This window comes from Streptomyces fulvorobeus, assembly GCF_013167895.1.
Taxonomy (GTDB): domain Bacteria; phylum Actinomycetota; class Actinomycetes; order Streptomycetales; family Streptomycetaceae; genus Streptomyces; species Streptomyces fulvorobeus.
The window spans coordinates 4571601-4589312 of sequence record NZ_BLWC01000001.1; the positions used below are offsets into that span (position 1 = coordinate 4571601).

Genomic DNA, 17712 nt, shown 5'->3' on the forward strand with positions numbered 1-17712 from the left:
CAAGTGTGTACCGGCCACCGCCGGTTGAGAGGGGTCCCTGGCACGATGACGGCACCACTTCACGAGCCGACAACGGAAGCGGCCCCGCCGGCGGGATTCGAGGCCGGTGTCCCGGAGAAGGCGGTGCAGGGCCGCTCCCTGGGCCGTATCGCCTGGGAGCGTCTGAAGCGGGACAAGCTGGCCCTCGGCGGAGGCGTCGTGGTGCTGGTGCTCGTCCTCGTCGCCGTGCTGGCGCCGCTGATCACGAGTCTCGTCGGGCAGTCGCCGTACGAGCGCCACGAGGAGCTGATCGACCCGCTCTTCTCCACGCCCATCGGTTCGTTCGGCGGCATCAGCTCGGACCACCTGCTCGGGGTCGAGCCGGTCAGCGGCCGGGACGTCTTCGCGCGCATCGTCTACGGCGCCCAGGTCTCCCTGCTCGTCGGCTTCGCCTCCGCCGTGGTCGCCATCGTGCTGGGCACCGTCCTCGGCGTACTCGCGGGCTTCTTCGGCGGCTGGCTGGACACCGTCATCAGCCGCGTGATGGACATGCTGCTCTCCTTCCCGCAGCTCCTCTTCATCATCGCCCTGGTCTCCGTCATGCCGAACGAGATGCTGGGACTGACCGGCACCGGCGTCCGGCTCTTCGTGATGATCCTGGTCATCGGGTTCTTCGGCTGGCCGTACGTCGGCCGGGTCGTGCGCGGCCAGACGCTGTCGCTGCGCGAGCGGGAGTACGTGGACGCCGCCCGCAGCCTCGGGGCCGGACGGATCTACATCCTGTTCAGGGAGCTCCTGCCCAACCTCGTCGCGCCCATCATCGTGTACGCCACGATGATGATCCCGACCAACATCCTGACCGAGGCGGCCCTGAGCTTCCTGGGCGTCGGCGTCAAGCCGCCCTCCGCCTCCTGGGGGCAGATGCTGTCCTCCGCCCTGAGCTACTACGAGGCCGACCCCATGTACATGATCATCCCGGGTCTGGCCATCTTCATCACCGTGCTCTCCTTCAACCTCTTCGGTGACGGCGTACGCGATGCGCTCGACCCGAAGGGCTCCCGCTGACTGCCGTACCCCCGCCAAGCCCGTGCACCGCACGGGCCGCTTCTACACACGGAGGACCCGAATCGTGACTACCCGAAGGAACGCACGGCGCAAGCAGGCAGTGGCCGCTGCTGCCGTGGTCGCGGCGCTGCTCTCCACCGCGGCGTGCGGCGGCGGTGAGGACAGCGGCGGCAAGAAAGGCAAGGGCGGTGCGGCGGCGGGCTTCGACGCGGCCAACAACAAGGTCGCCAACCCTTCGGCGAAGAAGGGCGGCACGCTGAAGTTCGCCGGTGCCCAGGACGCCGACTCGTGGGACACCACGCGCGGCTACTACGGCTTCGTGTGGAACTTCATGCGCTACTACAGCCGCCAGCTCGTCACCGGCAAGACCGAGCCGGGCAAGACCGGGGCCGAGCTGACGCCGGACCTCGCCACCGAGCGCGCCAAGATCACCGACGACGGCAGGACGTACACGTACACCCTGCGCGACGGCATCACGTGGGAGGACGGCAAGCCGATCACCTCCCAGGACATCAAGTACGGCATCGAGCGCCAGTGGGCGCAGGACGTGCTGTCCGGTGGCCCGGTCTACCTGCGTGACATCCTCGACCCCAAGGGCGAGTACAAGGGTCCCTACAAGGACACCTCCAAGGACAAGCTGGGCCTGAAGGCCATCGAGACGCCGGACGAGAAGACCATCATCTTCAAGCTGCCGAAGGCGAACTCGGACTTCGAGGAGATCCTCGCGCTGACCTCGTCCTCGCCGGTCCGCCAGGACAAGGACACCAAGTCGAAGTACGGCCTGAAGCCGTTCTCCTCCGGCCCGTACAAGTTCCAGTCGTACTCGCCGAACAAGTCCCTCGTGCTGGTGCGCAACGAGAACTGGAAGCAGTCCTCCGACCCGGTCCGCAAGGCGCTCCCGGACAAGATCACGGTGAACCTGTTCTCCAACGCGGACGACATGGACAACAAGCTGCTCGCGGGCGACTACGACCTCGACATCAACCAGACGGGTCTCTCCCCCCAGGGCCGCACCAAGGCGCTGAAGGAGCACAAGGACAACCTGGACAACCCGGTCTCCGGCTACATCCGTTACGCGGTCTTCCCGCAGAACGTCGCGCCGTTCGACAACATCGACTGCCGCAAGGCGGTCATCTACGGGGCCGACCACAAGTCGCTCCAGACCGCGCGCGGCGGCCCGATCGCCGGCGGCGACATCGGCACCAACATGCTGCCTCCTTCGGTGCCCGGTTCCGAGGGCCAGAAGTACGACCCGTACGGCACCACCGCCAACGACGGCGCCCCGGACACCGCCAAGGCCAAGGCCGCGCTGAAGGCGTGCGGCAAGCCGAACGGCTTCACCACCACCATCGCCGTGCGCAACAACAAGCCCGTCGAGGTCGCCACCGCCGAGTCGCTCCAGGCGTCGCTCGGCAAGATCGGCATCAAGGCCGAGATCGACCAGTACGACGGCTCGCAGACCACGGGCATCATCGGCAACCCGTCCGTGGTCAAGAAGAAGAACTACGGCATCATCATCATGGGCTGGGGTCCGGACTTCCCCTCGGTCCAGGGCTACGGCGCGCCCCTCTGGGACAGCAGCTACATCCTGGAGAGCGGCAACAACAACTTCGCCATGATCAAGGACAAGGCGATCGACGCCAACTTCGACAAGTTCTCCGTCGAGCTCGACCGGGAGAAGAAGAAGGCCATCGCCACGGAGATCAACCACCAGGTGATGGAGGGCGCGTACTACCTGCCCTTCGTCTTCGAGAAGTTCATCAACTGGCGCTCCGCGCGGCTGACGAACGTCTACTCGACGGACGCCTACAGCGGCATGTACGACTTCGCCAGCCTGGGCGTCGTGAAGTAACCACCACACCGGCACACCCGCCGTACGGCACGAAAGGCAGGTGAAGGCCGGAGCGGTGCGGTCGCGGGCCATCGGACGACCTCCGGTGGCCCGCGGCCCCTCCGCCGGGCCGAGAGCAGTGCTCACATACCTCATCAGGCGGCTCATGGCCGTCGCAGTAATGCTTGTGGTCATCGTCGTGGTGGTCTTCTGCATCTTCTTCCTCATCCCCCAGTGGACCGGCGTCGACCCCGCCACGATGTACGTGGGCAAGACCTCGGACGCGGCGGCGGTGGAGGGAATCCGGCAGAAGCTCGCGCTGGACGAACCGATCCTCATCCAGGTCTTCGAGTTCTTCAAGGGCATCTTCGTCGGGCGTACCTACGCCGCGGGCGGCGACGTCACGAACTGCGCCATGCCCTGTTTCGGCTACTCCTTCCGCAGCGAGCAGGCCATCTGGCCGGTGCTCACCGACCGCCTTCCGGTGACCATGGTGCTCGCGCTCGGCGCGGCCGCCCTGTGGCTGCTCTTCGGCGTCGCGGCCGGTGTGCTCTCCGCCCTCAAGCGGGGCACGCTGTGGGACCGTTCGGCGATGGTCGTCGCCCTCGCGGGCGTCTCGCTGCCGATCTTCTTCACCGCCATGGTCTCCCTCGCGGTCTTCGACTACGGACTCGGCTGGATCGACTCCGGATTCGTGCCGTTCGGGGACAGCCCGGGCGCCTGGTTCCAGGGCATGCTGCTGCCCTGGGTCACCCTCGCCTTCCTGTACGCGGCGATGTACGCCCGCATCACGCGGGCCACCATGCTCGAAGTCATGGGCGAGGACTACATCCGTACCGCCCGGGCCAAGGGCCTCAGCGAGCCGGTCGTCATCGGCAAGCACGCCATGCGCTCGACCATGACCCCCATCCTGACCATGCTCGGCATGGACCTCGGCGCTCTCATCGGCGGCGCGATCCTCACCGAGACCGCCTTCAGCCTCCCCGGCCTCGGCCAGGCGGTGCTCAAGGCGATCAACGAGCGCGACCTGCCGGTCATCCTGGGCGTGGTCCTGATCACCTCGCTCGCGGTGATCATCGCCAACCTCGTCGTGGACATCCTGTACGCCGTGATCGACCCCCGAGTGAGGCTGTCATGACCGAGCTGAGCACGAGCGGAGCCGCCCCGGGCGAACCGGCCGTCCCCGCCTCGCCCGCGACCGGCGCCTTCCTGGACGTCCGCGACCTGAAGGTGCACTTCCCGACCGACGACGGGCTGGTCAAGTCCGTCGACGGGCTCAGCTTCACGCTGGAGAAGGGCAGGACACTCGGCATCGTGGGCGAGTCGGGCTCCGGCAAGTCCGTGACCTCGCTCGGGATCATGGGCCTGCACACCGCGGGCCAGTACGGCAGGCGCAAGGCCCAGATCTCCGGCGAGATCTGGCTGAACGGACGGGAACTGCTCTCCAGCGACCCGGACGAGGTGCGCAAGCTCCGCGGCCGGGACATGGCGATGATCTTCCAGGACCCGCTGTCCGCGCTGCACCCGTACTACACGATCGGCAAGCAGATCGTGGAGGCGTACCGGGTCCACCACGCCGTCGACAGGAAGAAGGCCCGTACCCGGGCCATCGAGATGCTCGACCGGGTCGGCATCCCGCAGCCCGACAAGCGGGTGGACAGCTATCCGCACGAGTTCTCCGGCGGGATGCGTCAGCGCGCGATGATCGCGATGTCGCTGGTCAACAACCCGCAGCTGCTGATCGCCGACGAGCCGACCACCGCCCTCGACGTGACCGTGCAGGCGCAGATCCTCGACCTGATCCGGGACCTCCAGACGGAGTTCGGCTCCGCGGTCATCGTCATCACGCACGACCTGGGCGTGGTGGCGGAGCTCGCCGACGACATCCTCGTGATGTACGGCGGGCGCTGCGTGGAGCGCGGACCGGCCGAAAAAGTCTTCTACGAGCCGCGGCACCCCTACACCTGGGGGCTGCTCGGCTCCATGCCGCGCCTCGACCGGGACCAGACCGAGCGGCTCATCCCGGTCAAGGGCTCCCCGCCCTCGCTCATCAACGTCCCGTCGGGCTGCGCCTTCAACCCGCGCTGCCCGTACGCGGACCTGCCCAAGGACGACGTCACCCGCACCGTGCGGCCCGAGCTGCTGGAGGTGGGCAGCCGGCACTCGGCCGCCTGCCACCTGTCGCGGGAGCAGCGGGAGCGTATCTGGACCGAAGAGATTGCGCCCAAGCTGTGAGCGAGGACAAGAGCGAGGACAGAGCGGTGACGAGCCAGGACACGAGCGCCGGCGTTCCCGGGCGCAGGAGCTCCGCCAAGGGCGGCTCCCCGGAGGTGCTGCTCCGGGTGAGCGGCCTGAAGAAGCACTTCCCGATCAGGAAGGGCCTGCTCCAGCGCACGTCCGGTGCGGTGAGGGCCGTCGACGGGATCGACTTCGAGGTGCACGCGGGGGAGACCCTGGGTGTGGTCGGGGAGTCCGGCTGCGGCAAGTCGACGATGGGCCGGCTGATCACGCGGCTGCTCGAACCCACCGCCGGGACGGTCGAGTTCGGGGGACGGACATCACGCACCTCGGTGTGGGCGGCATGCGTCCGCTGCGCCGTGACATGCAGATGATCTTCCAGGACCCGTACTCCTCCCTGAACCCGCGCCACACGATCGGCACGATCGTCGGAGCGCCCTTCAAGCTCCAGGGCGTCAAGCCCGAGGGCGGCGTACGCAAGGAGGTGCAGCGGCTGCTGGAGGTGGTCGGCCTCAACCCCGAGCACTTCAACCGCTATCCGCACGAGTTCTCCGGCGGGCAGCGCCAGCGCATCGGGATCGCCAGGGCGCTCGCGCTCAACCCGAAACTGGTCGTGGCGGACGAGCCGGTGTCGGCACTGGACGTCTCCATCCAGGCCCAGGTCGTCAACCTCCTGGACGACCTCCAGACCGAGCTGGGCCTCACGTACGTGATCATCGCCCACGACCTCTCGGTGGTCCGGCACGTCTCGGACCGGATCGCGGTGATGTACCTCGGCAAGATCGTCGAGCTGGCCGACCGCGAGTCGCTCTACAAGGCGCCGATGCACCCGTACACCAAGGCGCTCCTCTCGGCGGTGCCGATCCCGGACCCGAAGCGCCGGTCGGCCAGGAGCGAGCGGATTCTGCTGAAGGGCGACGTCCCCTCGCCCATCTCGCCGCCAAGCGGCTGCCGTTTCCACACGCGCTGCTGGAAGGCGACGGAGGTCTGCACGACGCAGGAGCCGCCGCTGATCGCGCTGAAGACCGGGCACCAGGTGGCCTGCCACCACCCGGAGAACGCGCCGGACCAGGTGCCGGGCGAGGCCGCCCTGGCGACGGCGCGGGAGGCGATCGAGATCGTGGCCCTGAAGAAGGAGCCGGCCGGGGCGGAGGCCGCGCCCGATCCGGCGGCCACCGGGGAGCCGGGAACGTCCGGGGCTGCCTCGGGGCCGGGAACGCCCGAGGAGCCGGGGGCCGGCCCGAAGGAGTAGTACCGGCACAATTGCCCGGGTGCTCCTCGAACTGTTCACGCCCTCCGTCCAGCACGCGCTCGACATCGCCGGGATCTTCGTCTTCGCGATCTCCGGCGCACTGCTCGCCGTACGCAAGAACTTCGATGTCTTCGGCATCGCAGTCCTCGCCGAGGTGACCGCGCTGGGCGGAGGGCTGTTCCGTGACGTGATCATCGGCGCGATCCCGCCCGCCGCCTTCACGGACCTGGGCTACTTCACGACCCCGCTGCTCGCCGCCGGCCTGGTCTTCTTCCTGCACCCCCACGTCGAGCGCATCCAGGCCGGCGTCAACGTCTTCGACGCCGCGGGTCTCGGGCTCTTCTGCGTCACCGGCACGGTGAAGGCGTACGAGTACGGGCTCGGCCTCACCGCGTCGGCGGCCCTCGGGCTCACCACGGCGGTGGGCGGCGGTGTGCTGCGTGACGTACTGGCCAACGAGGTGCCCTCCCTGCTGCGCTGGGACCGCGATCTGTACGCCGTGCCCGCGATCGTCGGGGCGGCGATGGTCGTGCTGTGCATCCGCTTCGACGCGCTGAACGCCTTCACCAGCGGTACGGCGGTGGTCACCGCTTTCACGCTGCGGCTCCTGGCGATGCGCTTCCACTGGCGGGCGCCACGCGCCTACAACCGCCGCTCGGCGACGGCCGAGGAGGGCTGAGGCACGGAAGGTGTCGAAAAGCTACCGCTCAGTAACGCGTTCGGTGTACCGTGCACGTCATGGCACAGGCAGCACAGACCGCGCAGATGGCGCGGGCAACCATCGGGGACAGCGAGTTCGACCGCGACACCGCTGTCACGCTCCGCGAAGAGGGCGTCTACGACGCGGAACTCTCCGCGGGGTGGACGATCATCCACGCCGTGAACGGCGGCTACCTGCTGGCCATGCTCGGCCGCGCCCTCGGGCAGGCGCTCCCGCACCCCGACCCGTTCTCGGTGTCGGCGCACTACCTCACCGCCTCGGAACCCGGCCCCGCCGTGATCCGTACCCAGGTCGTCCGGACCGGCCGCACGCTCTCCACCGGTGAGGCGTCCCTCTTCCAGTACGCGGAGGACGGCACCGAGACCGAACGCATCCGGGTGCTCGCCACCTACGGCGACCTGGACGGCCTCACCGGCGACGTCCGCACGTCGGCGCGACCGCCCGCGATCCCCCCGGCGGCCCAGTGCCTCGGCCCGAGCGACGGCCCCGCCGCCATCCCCGGCAGCTCCGCCATCACCGAACGCCTCGACATCAAGCTCGACCCCGCGACGGCCGGCTGGGCCGTCGGAGCGCCGTCCGGCAAGGGCGAGATGCGCGGCTGGTTCGGCCTGGCGGACGGCCGCGACGCGGACCCGCTCTCCCTGCTCCTCACGGTGGACGCGCTGCCGCCGACCGCCTTCGAGCTGGGCCTCAAGGGCTGGACCCCGACGATCGAGCTGACCACCCACGTCCGCTGCCGCCCGGCCCCCGGGCCGCTGCGCGTCTCCATCACCACCCGGAACCTGGCGGGCGGCTTCCTGGAGGAGGACGCCGAAGTCTGGGACAGCGCGGACCGCCTGGTCGCCCAGTCCCGCCAGCTGGCCAGGGCGCCGCGCGGTTAGGGCTGTCCCGTCATCCCTGGTGTACCGACCAGGCCGGACCAGGCCCGCGGGAATCCCGTGAGCGCGGCGGTGGGCTCGGCCGGGGCGTCCTCCTGGACGAGATGCCCGGCCCCGCTGGTCAGCCGCAGCTCCGCGCCCGGGACCAGCCCGGCCGGCTGGTGTCCCCCGGCGACCGGGAGCCAGGTGTCCCCGGTGCCCCAGCAGATCAGCACCTCCCCCGGAGTCCCGGCGCTCCCGGCGGCCGGCCGGGCCGAGCTTTCCGGCACCCCGGGAGCGCCTCGGGAGCGCCCCCAGAGCGCCCCGGGAGCGGGCTCGGACCGCCCGCGACGGAGCGCCCGGCATGTGCCCCGCCCCGGGCTCGTAGAATCGAGCCCACCATGGCCTACCTCGACCACGCCGCGACCACGCCGATGCTTCCGGAAGCGATCGCTGCGATGACCGCCCAGCTCGCCGCCACCGGCAACGCGTCCTCGCTGCACGCCGCGGGGCGCCGGGCCCGCCGTACCGTCGAGGAGTCGAGAGAAGCCCTCGCGGACGCCCTCGGCGCACGGCCCAGCGAGGTGGTCCTCACCTCCGGCGGCACCGAGGCCGACAACCTGGCGGTCAAGGGCCTCTACTGGGCCCGCCGCGACGCCGACCCCCGCCGCACCCGGGTCCTCGCCAGCCCCGTCGAGCACCATGCCGTCCTGGACGCCGTCGACTGGCTCGCCGAACACGAGGGCGCGACCGTCGACCTCCTCCCCGTCGACGCGTACGGACGCGTCCACCCGGAGGCGCTGCGCGAGGCCATCCTCCGCGACCCCGACGACGTCGCGATGATCACGGTGATGTGGGCCAACAACGAGATCGGCACCATCATGCCGGTACGCGAACTGGCGGCCGTGGCGCGCGAGTTCGACGTACCGATGCATGCCGACGCGGTGCAGGCGTTCGGTCAGCTGGAGGTCGACTTCGCCCGCTCGGGGCTGGCGGCGATGACCGTCAGCGCCCACAAGATCGGCGGGCCCTTCGGCATCGGCGCACTGCTCCTGGGCCGCGAGTACACCCCCGTACCCGTCCTGCACGGCGGCGGGCAGGAGCGCCATGTGCGCTCCGGCACCCTCGACGTGCCCGCCGTCGCGTCCTTCGCGGTCGCCGGGCGGCTCGCCGCGGAGAGGCGCGAGGAGTACGCCCACCGGATCGGCTCGCTCCGCGACGAGCTGGCCGCCGCCGTGCTGTCGGCCGTGCCGGACGCCCTGCTCGGCGGCGATCCGGCCCCGGGCGGCCGGCTGCCCGCCAACGCCCACTTCACCTTCCCGGGCTGCGAGGGCGACTCCCTGCTCCTGCTCCTGGACGCCCAGGGCATCGAGTGCTCCACCGGCTCCGCCTGCACGGCCGGGGTCGCCCAGCCCAGCCACGTACTCCTGGCCACCGGCACCGATCCCGACCTGGCCCGCGGCACCCTGCGCTTCTCGCTCGGCCACACCTCCACCGAGCAGGACGTGGAGGACGTGGCCCGCGCGATCGGCCCGGCGGTGCGGCGCGCCAGGACGGCGGGGCTCAGCTAGAAGCCCCCTCCGCCGGTTTCGACGGACCGGGCTCCACCGCCCGGACCAGCTTCAGATAGCGGTCCCAGTCCCAGTGCGGCCCCGGGTCCGTGTGGTCCGTGCCGGGGACCTCCACATGGCCGATGATGTGCTCGCGGTCCACCGGAATCCCGTACCGCTCGCATATCGCGGCGGTCAGGCGGGCCGACGACGCGTACATCTCGGGTGTGAGGTCCTGCGGGCGGTCCACGAAGCCCTCGTGCTCGATGCCGACGCTGCGCTCGTTGTACGAGCGGTTGCCCGCGTGGAACGCCACGTCCAGCTCGCGGATCATCTGCGCCACCCGGCCGTCCTGGCCCACCACGTAATGCGCCGCCGCACCGTGCGCCGGGTCCTGGAAGACCCTGACCGCGCTGCGGAAGCTGCCCTGGGTGACATGGATGACCACCCGGTCTATCCCGTAGTCGCCGGGGCGGTCCGCCATCCGCCAGTTCGCCTCCGAGGCCGCCACCCAGCGGGCGGCCGCGAAGTCCAGCTCGCCGGGTCTGCGCGGCTTGCGCACGCCGGGCATCCGCCACCAGACGCGCCTCAGCTCGTCCCGTGCCAGCGCGGCCGTGCCCACGGCCGTCACGGCGCCGCCGATCAGTACCGCGCGCCGGCCGATGCCGCGCGCGGGCTTCGCGCCCTGCCCGCCGGCGGTTCCGTTGGTGCCCATGTGATCGACAACGCTTATCCGTGAGCATTCGGTTCCCGGCGCCCCGTACCCTGGTGAGGCTATGACTCAGACTTCCCAGCGCCCCCTCCGTGTCCTCGCCGCCATGTCGGGCGGTGTCGACTCCGCAGTCGCCGCCGCCCGCGCCGTCGAGGCGGGACACGACGTGACCGGTGTGCACCTGGCCCTCTCCGCCAACCCGCAGTCCTTCCGGACCGGCGCGCGGGGCTGCTGCACCATCGAGGACTCCCGTGACGCCCGCCGCGCGGCGGACGTCATCGGCATCCCCTTCTACGTCTGGGACCTGGCGGAACGCTTCCGCGAGGACGTCGTGGAGGACTTCGTCGCGGAGTACGAGGCGGGCCGCACCCCCAACCCCTGCCTGCGCTGCAACGAGAAGATCAAGTTCGCCGCGCTCCTCGACAAGGCCCTCGCGCTCGGCTTCGACGCCGTCTGCACCGGCCACTACGCCACGGTCGTACTGAACGCGGACGGCAGCCGCGAACTGCACCGCGCCTCCGACATGGCGAAGGACCAGAGCTACGTGCTGGGCGTCCTGGACGAGAAGCAGCTCGCCCACGCGATGTTCCCGCTCGGCGACACCCTCACCACCAAGGACGAGATCCGCGCCGAGGCCGAGCGCCGCGGCCTGGCCGTCGCGAAGAAGCCCGACAGCCACGACATCTGCTTCATCGCCGACGGCGACACGCAGGGCTTCCTCGCCGGCCGGCTGGGCGGGAAGGCCGAGGGCGACATCCTCGACGAGACGGGTGCCAAGCTCGGCACGCACGACGGAGCCTTCGGCTTCACCATCGGCCAGCGCAAGGGCCTGCGTATCGGGCACCCCGCCGCCGACGGCAAGCCGCGCTACGTCCTGGACATCTCCCCGGTGGAGAACACCGTGACGGTGGGCCCCGCCGAGGCCCTCGACGTCACCGCGCTGACCGCCATCCGGCCCCGCTGGTGCGGCACACCCCCGGCCGGCCCCGGCACGTACACCGCACAGCTCCGCGCCCACGGGGGCGAGACCGAGGTCGGTGCCGAGCTGGTCGACGGCACCCTGCACGTCTCCTTCACCGAGCCCGTACGGGGTGTGGCGCCCGGCCAGGCGGTCGTCCTGTACGACGGCACCCGCGTGGTCGGCTCGGCCACCATCGCGACGACGGTGCGCCGGGAGACCGCCGCGGCCGGTTAGCGGCGCCACCGGCGGTCACCCCACCGGCGGGCTACGAAGCCTGGCGCAGGGACGCGTCCCTCAGGAAGAAGTCCGCGAGGACCGGGGCGATCACCTGGGGTGCCAGATCGCGCGTCTGACCCGTCAGCGTGCGGTGGCGGCCACGCGGGAGCGCGTCCGCGAGGGCGTGGGTCGCCGCCCGGACCGGGGAGGGACTGAACCCGCCGCAAACCACCAGGGTGCGGGCCGTGACGGACGCGAGCCGGTCCTCGGGCACGGTGCCGTCACCGAGCAGGGCGTCGTCGTAGGCGAGGGTGTGCGCCAGCGACTCCAGGCCGCGCCACAGCGGCGCACGCCGCATCCGGCCGATCGTCTCCGGCGGGACCCCCGTCACCGCGAGGTGGAACTCCACGGCCCCGCCCCGGTCGCCCGCCGACAGCAGGCGGCGCAGTCGCTCCGTGCAGCGGGCCTTGTCCAGCAGGCCCGCGGGCTCGGGCGTGTACGGCGGCTCGTAGACCGCGAGCAGGCCGACAGGAAGGCCCGCCGCCAGGGCCTCCAGCGCCAGTGCCCCGCCGGAGACCATCCCGAAGACGGAGGCGGCGCCGCCCACCTCGTCGATCAGCGCCGCCAGATCCTCGATCTCGCGCCCCACCGCGTACGGCCCGCCGTCACCGCTGGAGCCGCGCCCCCGGCGGTCGTACGTGACGACGGTGAAGTGCGGCGCCAGCAGCGACGCCAGCGGGGCGTCGGTCGCCGCGGTGCCCAGCGCTCCGCCCACCAGGATCAGCGGCGGCCCGCCGCCCTGGCGGCGGTACGCGATCCAGGTGCCGTCGCGCGAGAGAGTCTTGTCCATGTGAGGGTGGACCGCCGCGGCCGGGAAAACTCATCGCCGCGGCCGGGAAGTTCTTCGGGAGACCGCGATTCCCCCGGTGGCAGCAGGTGCTGACGGTCAGTGAGTGACCTGTCCGGCGGCGTCGCCGGCCACGACCTCCGTGTCGTGGAAGCAGAAGTGGTCCTTGATCGCGGCGACTCCGGCCCTGGGCTGCGGATAGGCCCACACCAGATCCGCGGCGCCGGGACGCGACCAGTAGGAGGCGTCTCCCTTGAACGGACAGTGCGTACGGGAGTCCGAGGGCGTCAGCAGATCCGTACGGACGTCCTCCGGCGGCAGGTAGTAGCGGACCGGGCAGCCCGTCTCGCGCAGTACGAGCGGGCGCCGGCTCTCGGCCAGCACCAGTCCGTCACGCACCGCCCGGACGTGCTCGGTGCCGGGCTCGACGGTGATGCGGTGTCCTCGCGTAGAAGTCATACGGACTTCAGCGGCGGGGACGGCCGGATTCTTCCCCTGCCCGCGCCCCGGCCCCCGAACGTGTCGGTGGCGGCTCGTACCGTGAGCGCATGAACATCTGTGTCTTCCTCTCCGCCGCCGATCTCGACGTCCGCTACACCCGCCCCGCCCGGGAATTCGCCGAACTGCTCGGCAGGGGAGGGCACACCCTGGTCTGGGGAGGCTCGGAGAGCGGGCTCATGAAGGTCGTCGCCGACGGGGTGCGGGAGTCCGGCGGGCGGCTGGTCGGCGTGTCGGTGGACTTCCTGGCCGCCAAGGCGCGTACCGACGCCGACGAGATGGTGATCGCCCGCGATCTGGCCGAGCGCAAGGCGCTGCTCCTGGCGAAGGCCGACGCCTTCGTGATCATGGTCGGCGGTACGGGGACGCTCGACGAGGCCACGGAGATCCTGGAGCTCAGGAAGCACGGAAAACACACTAAGCCCGTCGTCCTGCTCAACACGGCCGGCTTCTACGACGGACTGCACGAGCAGTTCCGCCGCATGGAGGACGAGGGCTTCCTGCCGATGCCCCTCACCGAGCTGGTCTTCTTCGCCGAGGACGGGGTCGGCGCGCTCGCCCACCTGGAGGAGTCCGCCGGGATGCGGTGATGGGAGCATGGGCGCATGTCTACTCATCTCATCACCGGCGCCGGCTCCGGCATCGGGGCAGCCGTCGCCCGCCGTCTGCACGAGCGGGGTGACGAACTCTGGCTGCTGGCCCGGGACGCCGGCCGCGCCAGGGAGCTGGCCGCCCTCCACCCGGGCGCCCGCACGCTCGTCGGTGACCTCGGCAACCCCGACCGGCTCTCCTGGGCCTTCGGACAGCAGACCATGCCTGACCGGCTCGACTCGCTCCTGCACATCGCGGGAGTCGTCGAGCTCGGCCGGATCGGCGACCTCACACCCAAGGCGTGGCACTTCCAGCTCAACGCCAACCTGGTCGCCCCCGCCGAGATCACCCGCCTCCTGCTACCGCAGCTCCGCGTCGCCCACGGACACGTCCTCTTCGTGAACTCGGGCGCCGGGCTCGACGCGCACGCCGAGTGGGGCGCCTACGCCGCGAGCAAGCACGGTCTTAAGGCCCTCGCCGACTCGCTGCGCCACGAGGAGCACGGGAACGGCGTGCGGGTGACCTCCGTCTACCCCGGCCGCACGGCGAGCCCCATGCAGGTCAAGGTCCACCAGCAGGAGGGCAAGGAGTACGACGCCTCCCGCTGGATCGACCCCGGGTCGGTGGCCGCCACCATCCTGATGGCCATCGATCTGCCGCCGGACGCCGAGGTCAACGACCTGACGGTCCGCCCAGGACGCTGACGGGCCCCTCCCCGGGGCCCTCTGCGGACGGCCCCGCACACCGCCCTCCGCACGGGCGACCGGCCGGGACCGTGCCCGCCGCTCCCGGGCCGTAGGCTTCCGGCGTGAGTGAGAAGAGCAAGTTCAGCGGGTGTCCGGCCACCGGAATCGGGTCCATGCCGGGCGGAGACGCCCGGGAGACGGCGAAGACCGTCACCGGGTCCTTCGCCGACGGGCAGGGCATGCCGTATCTGGCGGAGCTGCCCGCCCGCGGACCCGGCGCCGACATGACCGGGCGGACCATCGGGATGCTCGTCGAGATGTTCGGCCAGGTCGAACCGAGCGGCTGGCGGATCAGCGACCGGCCGGGCCGCGACACCCGCAGGGCCCGCTCCTGGCTCGGCGAGGACCTCGACGCGCTGGAGGAGTTCACCCAGGGTTACGAAGGGCTGGTCAAGGTCCAGGCCGTGGGGCCCTGGACGCTGGCCGCGGGACTGGAGCTGCGCGGCGGTGAGGCCATGCTCGGGGACCCGGGCGCCTGCCGTGACCTGGCGGGTTCGCTGGCCGAGGGAGTGCGCGGGCACCTGGCCGAGGTACGGCGCAGAGTGCCGGGCGCCGAGGTGGTCCTCCAGCTCGACGAGCCGTCCCTGACCGCCGTGCTGCTCGGCAGGGTCAGATCGGCGAGCGGTTACCGCACCTACCGTGCCGTGGACCGGCAGGTCGTCGAGGCGGGCCTGCGCGAGGTGCTCGCGGTGAACGGCGACGCGCCGACAGTCGTCCACTCCTGCGCGCCCGATGTGCCCCTCGCGCTGCTGCGCCGGGCCGGAGCCGACGCCGTCTCGTTCGATTTCTCGCTCCTCACAGAGCGTGAGGAGGAGGCGATCGGGGAAGCCGTCGAGGACGGCATCCAGCTCTTCCTCGGAGTGGTGCCCGGCGCCGACGCGGCCTCGGACGGATTGTCAGACCCTGGCGGTAGCGTCATGGGTGTCAGGACGCTGTGGAGCAGGCTGGGGCTGAATCCGGGGACTCTCGCCGAGTCCGTCGTGGTCACTCCGTCGTGCGGGCTCGCGGAGGCTTCGCCCGCGTACGCGCGCGCCGCGCTCGCCCACTGCGCCCGGGCCGCGAGATCGCTCGCAGACAACCCTGAGTAACGGGGCACGGGTCAACGGGAGGACAGGACGATGGCCGGCGAACAGCAGGCGCAGCAGATCGCGGTGCCGGCGGAGGTGCGGGAGCGGCACGCACTCCTTGCCGAACAGGTCGAGGAGCACCGCTTCCGGTACTACGTGAAGGACCAGCCGGTCGTCAGTGACGCCGAGTTCGACCGGCTGATGCGTGAGCTGGAGAAGATCGAGGAGCGGTACGCGCAGCTGCGCACACCGGATTCGCCGACCCAGAAGGTCGCCGGGCCCTACCGGACGGAGTTCACCTCGGTCGAGCACCGGGAGCGCATGCTCTCCCTCGACAACGCCTTCGACGAGCTGGAGCTCGCGGCGTGGGCCGAGCGGGTCGCCAAGGACGTCGGCAGCGGCGGGTACCACTTCCTGTGCGAGCTCAAGGTGGACGGCCTCGCCGTCAACCTCACCTACGAGCACGGCAGACTGACCCGCGCCGCCACCCGGGGTGACGGCCGCACGGGCGAGGACATCACGCCCAACGTCCGTACGATCGCCGAGATCCCGCACCGGCTGAAGGGGGAGCGGATTCCCGCGCTGGTCGAGATCCGCGGGGAGGTGTTCTTCCCCATGGAAGCGTTCGAAGGGCTCAACGCCCGGCTGGTGGAGGCGGGGGACAAGCCGTTCGCCAATCCGCGCAACGCCGCGGCGGGCTCCCTGCGCCAGAAGGAACCCAAGGTCACCGCCGCCCGCCCGCTGCACATGGTGGTCCACGGCATCGGAGCCCGCGAGGGGTTCGACATCGACCGGCTGTCGCAGGCGTACGAGCTGCTGCGGGAGTGGGGCCTGCCCACCGCGAAGCACAACAAGGTCGTCGACTCCATCGACGGGGTGCGGGAGTTCATCGCCTACTTCGGCGAGCACCGCCACTCCGTGGAGCACGAGATCGACGGCGTCGTCGTCAAGCTGGACGAGATCCCGCTCCAGGGCCGGCTGGGCTCCACCTCGCGCGCTCCGCGCTGGGCGATCGCCTGGAAGTACGCGCCGGAGGAGGTCAACACCAAGCTGGTGAACATCCGGGTCGGCGTCGGACGCACCGGCCGGGTCACCCCGTACGCCCAGGTCGAGCCGGTCGAGGTCGCGGGCTCCGAGGTCGAGTTCGCCACCCTGCACAACCAGAACGTGGTGCAGGCCAAGGGCGTCCTCATCGGTGACACGGTCGTGCTGCGCAAGGCGGGCGACGTCATCCCGGAGATCCTGGGACCGGTCGTCGATCTGCGGGACGGCAGCGAGCGGCCGTTCGTGATGCCGTCCGAGTGCCCCGAGTGCGGGACGGCGCTGCGCCCCATGAAGGAGGGCGACATCGACGTCCGCTGCCCCAACGCCCGTTCCTGCCCGGCTCAGTTGCGCGAGCGGGTGGCGTATCTCGCGGGCCGCAAGTGCCTGGACATCGACCACTTCGGCTATGTGGCGGCCGCCGCCCTGACCAAGCCGCTGGAGCCTTCCGAGCCGCCCCTGCGGGACGAGGGGGACCTGTTCGGACTGACGGTCGAGCAGCTGCTGCCGATCCGGGCCTATGTGCTGGACCAGGACAGCGGGCTGCCCAAGCGCGACCCGAAGACCGGCGAGGAGAAGATCGCGACGGTCTTCGCCAACCAGCAGGGCGAGCCGAAGAAGAACGCCCTGGGGATGCTGGAGGGGATCGCCGCGGCCAAGGCGGCGCCGCTGGCCCGCATCCTCACCGGGCTCTCGATCCGGCACGTGGGCCCGGTCGCGGCGCAGGAGCTGGCCCGCCAGTTCCGTTCCATCGACCGGATCGACGAGGCGTCCGAGGAGGAGCTGGCCGCCGCGGACGGGGTGGGTCCCATCATCGCCGCCTCGGTCAAAGAATGGTTCGCACAGGACTGGCACCGCGAGATCCTGCGCAAGTGGCGGGAGTCCGGGGTCCGGATGGAGGACGTGGGCGCGGGGGAGGACGAGGGTCCCCGGCCGCTGGAGGGCCTCACCGTCGTCGTCACCGGCACGCTGGCCACCCACACCAGGGACGGCGCGAAAGAGGCGCTCCAGAGCCGCGGAGCGAAGGTCACCGGGTCCGTCTCGAAGAAGACCTCCTTCGTGGTGGTGGGCGAGAACCCGGGGTCGAAGTACGACAAGGCGATGCAGCTGAAGGTGCCCGTGCTCGACGAGGACGGTTTCGCCGTCCTGCTCGGAGAAGGGCCCGAGGCGGCGCGGGAGGCGGCGGTCCCGGCCGCGGAATGACCGGACGGGGCCGGACAGGGCCGGACGGGGGGCCGGACCGGACCGGACCGCAGGCGGATCGATATGCCATCGACACCCCATCGACACCCCGTCAGGGAGTGGCCCCGGAGGGAGAGGGGAAGAAAGCGGGCAGGAGGACGCGAGTGGTCCGGCCCGTCGGCCGATCTCACCCGTTCGGCGCACGGCGCAGGCTGACGGGTCGCCGGTCCGCATTCGGGCTGGAGCTGTCGAGCGCTGCCCCTGGAGCCCCTGCGCGGCCTACTGTTGAAGGTGCACCCGCCGTGCACGGCCGCGTGGCGGGGAAGGGCCGTAGCGGCTGACAGCGCCGGCCATGGTG

Annotated in this window: 15 protein-coding genes and 2 pseudogenes; 13 read left to right on the forward strand and 4 right to left on the reverse strand. The window is 71.0% G+C overall.

What is annotated here, in order from left to right; translation table 11 throughout:
• Positions 1–45: 45 nt before the first annotated feature.
• The 7 genes and pseudogenes from Sfulv_RS20640 to Sfulv_RS20670 all read left to right on the forward strand — a co-directional run bounded on the left by Sfulv_RS20640 (position 46) and on the right by Sfulv_RS20670 (position 7967).
• Positions 46–1044, forward strand: coding sequence for an ABC transporter permease (locus tag Sfulv_RS20640; RefSeq protein ID WP_173316063.1), 999 nt, complete (start codon positions 46–48; stop codon positions 1042–1044).
• Positions 1045–1105: 61 nt separating this feature from the next.
• Positions 1106–2896 (forward strand): ABC transporter substrate-binding protein, encoded by a 1791-nt coding sequence (locus Sfulv_RS20645; RefSeq protein WP_256669277.1) that lies wholly within the window; start codon positions 1106–1108, stop codon positions 2894–2896.
• Between the two features lie 118 nt (positions 2897–3014).
• Complete coding sequence (locus Sfulv_RS20650; RefSeq protein ID WP_173316065.1) at positions 3015–4013, forward strand: ABC transporter permease; 999 nt, start codon at positions 3015–3017, stop codon at positions 4011–4013.
• Entirely contained in the window at positions 4010–5110 is a 1101-nt protein-coding gene (locus Sfulv_RS20655) for an ABC transporter ATP-binding protein (protein WP_173316066.1), read from the forward strand. The genes Sfulv_RS20650 and Sfulv_RS20655 overlap by 4 nt, the downstream gene beginning before the upstream one ends.
• 26 nt (positions 5111–5136) lie before the next feature.
• Positions 5137–6365 (forward strand): annotated as a pseudogene (locus Sfulv_RS20660) (ABC transporter ATP-binding protein).
• Between the two features lie 19 nt (positions 6366–6384).
• Complete coding sequence (locus Sfulv_RS20665; protein ID WP_173316067.1) at positions 6385–7044, forward strand: trimeric intracellular cation channel family protein; 660 nt, start codon at positions 6385–6387, stop codon at positions 7042–7044.
• A gap of 59 nt (positions 7045–7103) precedes the next feature.
• Positions 7104–7967: a thioesterase family protein gene (locus Sfulv_RS20670; protein WP_173316068.1), complete on the forward strand. Its 864-nt coding sequence runs from the start codon at positions 7104–7106 to the stop codon at positions 7965–7967.
• Here the strand turns inward: Sfulv_RS20670 and Sfulv_RS20675 are convergent.
• A pseudogene (locus Sfulv_RS20675) lies at positions 7964–8179 on the reverse strand (alpha/beta fold hydrolase); the annotation flags it as partial. The gene Sfulv_RS20670 and the pseudogene Sfulv_RS20675 sit on opposite strands and share 4 nt — an antisense overlap.
• A gap of 165 nt (positions 8180–8344) precedes the next feature.
• Here Sfulv_RS20675 and Sfulv_RS20680 point away from each other — a divergent pair.
• The gene (locus Sfulv_RS20680; RefSeq protein ID WP_173316069.1) at positions 8345–9514 is read left to right on the forward strand and encodes a cysteine desulfurase family protein; all 1170 of its coding nucleotides are present in this window, start codon (positions 8345–8347) and stop codon (positions 9512–9514) included.
• Here the strand turns inward: Sfulv_RS20680 and Sfulv_RS20685 are convergent.
• A complete protein-coding gene (locus tag Sfulv_RS20685; protein WP_173316070.1) occupies positions 9507–10208 on the reverse strand; it encodes an N-acetylmuramoyl-L-alanine amidase in 702 nt (233 codons plus the stop codon). The two genes, Sfulv_RS20680 and Sfulv_RS20685, sit on opposite strands and share 8 nt — an antisense overlap.
• Positions 10209–10269: 61 nt before the next feature.
• Between Sfulv_RS20685 and mnmA the strand changes: the two genes are divergently transcribed.
• Positions 10270–11400: a tRNA 2-thiouridine(34) synthase MnmA gene (gene mnmA, locus Sfulv_RS20690; RefSeq protein WP_173316071.1), complete on the forward strand. Its 1131-nt coding sequence runs from the start codon at positions 10270–10272 to the stop codon at positions 11398–11400.
• Between the two features lie 31 nt (positions 11401–11431).
• Here the strand turns inward: mnmA and Sfulv_RS20695 are convergent, their stop codons facing one another.
• Entirely contained in the window at positions 11432–12232 is an 801-nt protein-coding gene (locus Sfulv_RS20695; protein ID WP_173316072.1) for an alpha/beta fold hydrolase, read from the reverse strand.
• Between the two features lie 96 nt (positions 12233–12328).
• Positions 12329–12688 (reverse strand): DUF427 domain-containing protein, encoded by a 360-nt coding sequence (locus tag Sfulv_RS20700; protein ID WP_173316073.1) that lies wholly within the window; start codon positions 12686–12688, stop codon positions 12329–12331.
• Between the two features lie 89 nt (positions 12689–12777).
• On the opposite strand from Sfulv_RS20700, the gene Sfulv_RS20705 reads away from it, so the two are divergent.
• From Sfulv_RS20705 to ligA, 4 genes are all read left to right on the forward strand, one after another.
• Positions 12778–13317, forward strand: coding sequence for an LOG family protein (locus tag Sfulv_RS20705; protein ID WP_173316074.1), 540 nt, complete (start codon positions 12778–12780; stop codon positions 13315–13317).
• 15 nt (positions 13318–13332) lie between these two features.
• The gene (locus Sfulv_RS20710) at positions 13333–14022 is read left to right on the forward strand and encodes an SDR family oxidoreductase (RefSeq protein WP_173316075.1); all 690 of its coding nucleotides are present in this window, start codon (positions 13333–13335) and stop codon (positions 14020–14022) included.
• A gap of 104 nt (positions 14023–14126) precedes the next feature.
• Entirely contained in the window at positions 14127–15152 is a 1026-nt protein-coding gene (locus Sfulv_RS20715) for a methionine synthase (protein ID WP_173316076.1), read from the forward strand.
• Positions 15153–15182: 30 nt separating this feature from the next.
• On the forward strand, positions 15183–17375 hold the full coding sequence (ligA, locus tag Sfulv_RS20720) for an NAD-dependent DNA ligase LigA (RefSeq protein ID WP_173316077.1): 2193 nt from the start codon (positions 15183–15185) through the stop codon (positions 17373–17375).
• The last annotated feature ends 337 nt before the right edge of the window (positions 17376–17712 follow it).

Excerpts from the sequence above, each read along its gene's own strand:
- Sfulv_RS20640 (WP_173316063.1), top strand. The coding sequence starts at position 46 with ATGACGGCACCACTTCACGAGCCGACAACGGAAGCGGCCCCGCCGGCG.
- Sfulv_RS20655 (WP_173316066.1), top strand. The coding sequence starts at position 4,010 with ATGACCGAGCTGAGCACGAGCGGAGCCGCCCCGGGCGAACCGGCCGTC.
- Sfulv_RS20670 (WP_173316068.1), top strand. The coding sequence starts at position 7,104 with ATGGCACAGGCAGCACAGACCGCGCAGATGGCGCGGGCAACCATCGGG.
- Sfulv_RS20680 (WP_173316069.1), top strand. The coding sequence starts at position 8,345 with ATGGCCTACCTCGACCACGCCGCGACCACGCCGATGCTTCCGGAAGCG.
- Sfulv_RS20685 (WP_173316070.1), bottom strand. The coding sequence starts at position 10,208 with ATGGGCACCAACGGAACCGCCGGCGGGCAGGGCGCGAAGCCCGCGCGC.
- mnmA (WP_173316071.1), top strand. The coding sequence starts at position 10,270 with ATGACTCAGACTTCCCAGCGCCCCCTCCGTGTCCTCGCCGCCATGTCG.
- Sfulv_RS20695 (WP_173316072.1), bottom strand. The coding sequence starts at position 12,232 with ATGGACAAGACTCTCTCGCGCGACGGCACCTGGATCGCGTACCGCCGC.
- Sfulv_RS20700 (WP_173316073.1), bottom strand. The coding sequence starts at position 12,688 with ATGACTTCTACGCGAGGACACCGCATCACCGTCGAGCCCGGCACCGAG.
- Sfulv_RS20705 (WP_173316074.1), top strand. The coding sequence starts at position 12,778 with ATGAACATCTGTGTCTTCCTCTCCGCCGCCGATCTCGACGTCCGCTAC.
- Sfulv_RS20710 (WP_173316075.1), top strand. The coding sequence starts at position 13,333 with ATGTCTACTCATCTCATCACCGGCGCCGGCTCCGGCATCGGGGCAGCC.
- ligA (WP_173316077.1), top strand. The coding sequence starts at position 15,183 with ATGGCCGGCGAACAGCAGGCGCAGCAGATCGCGGTGCCGGCGGAGGTG.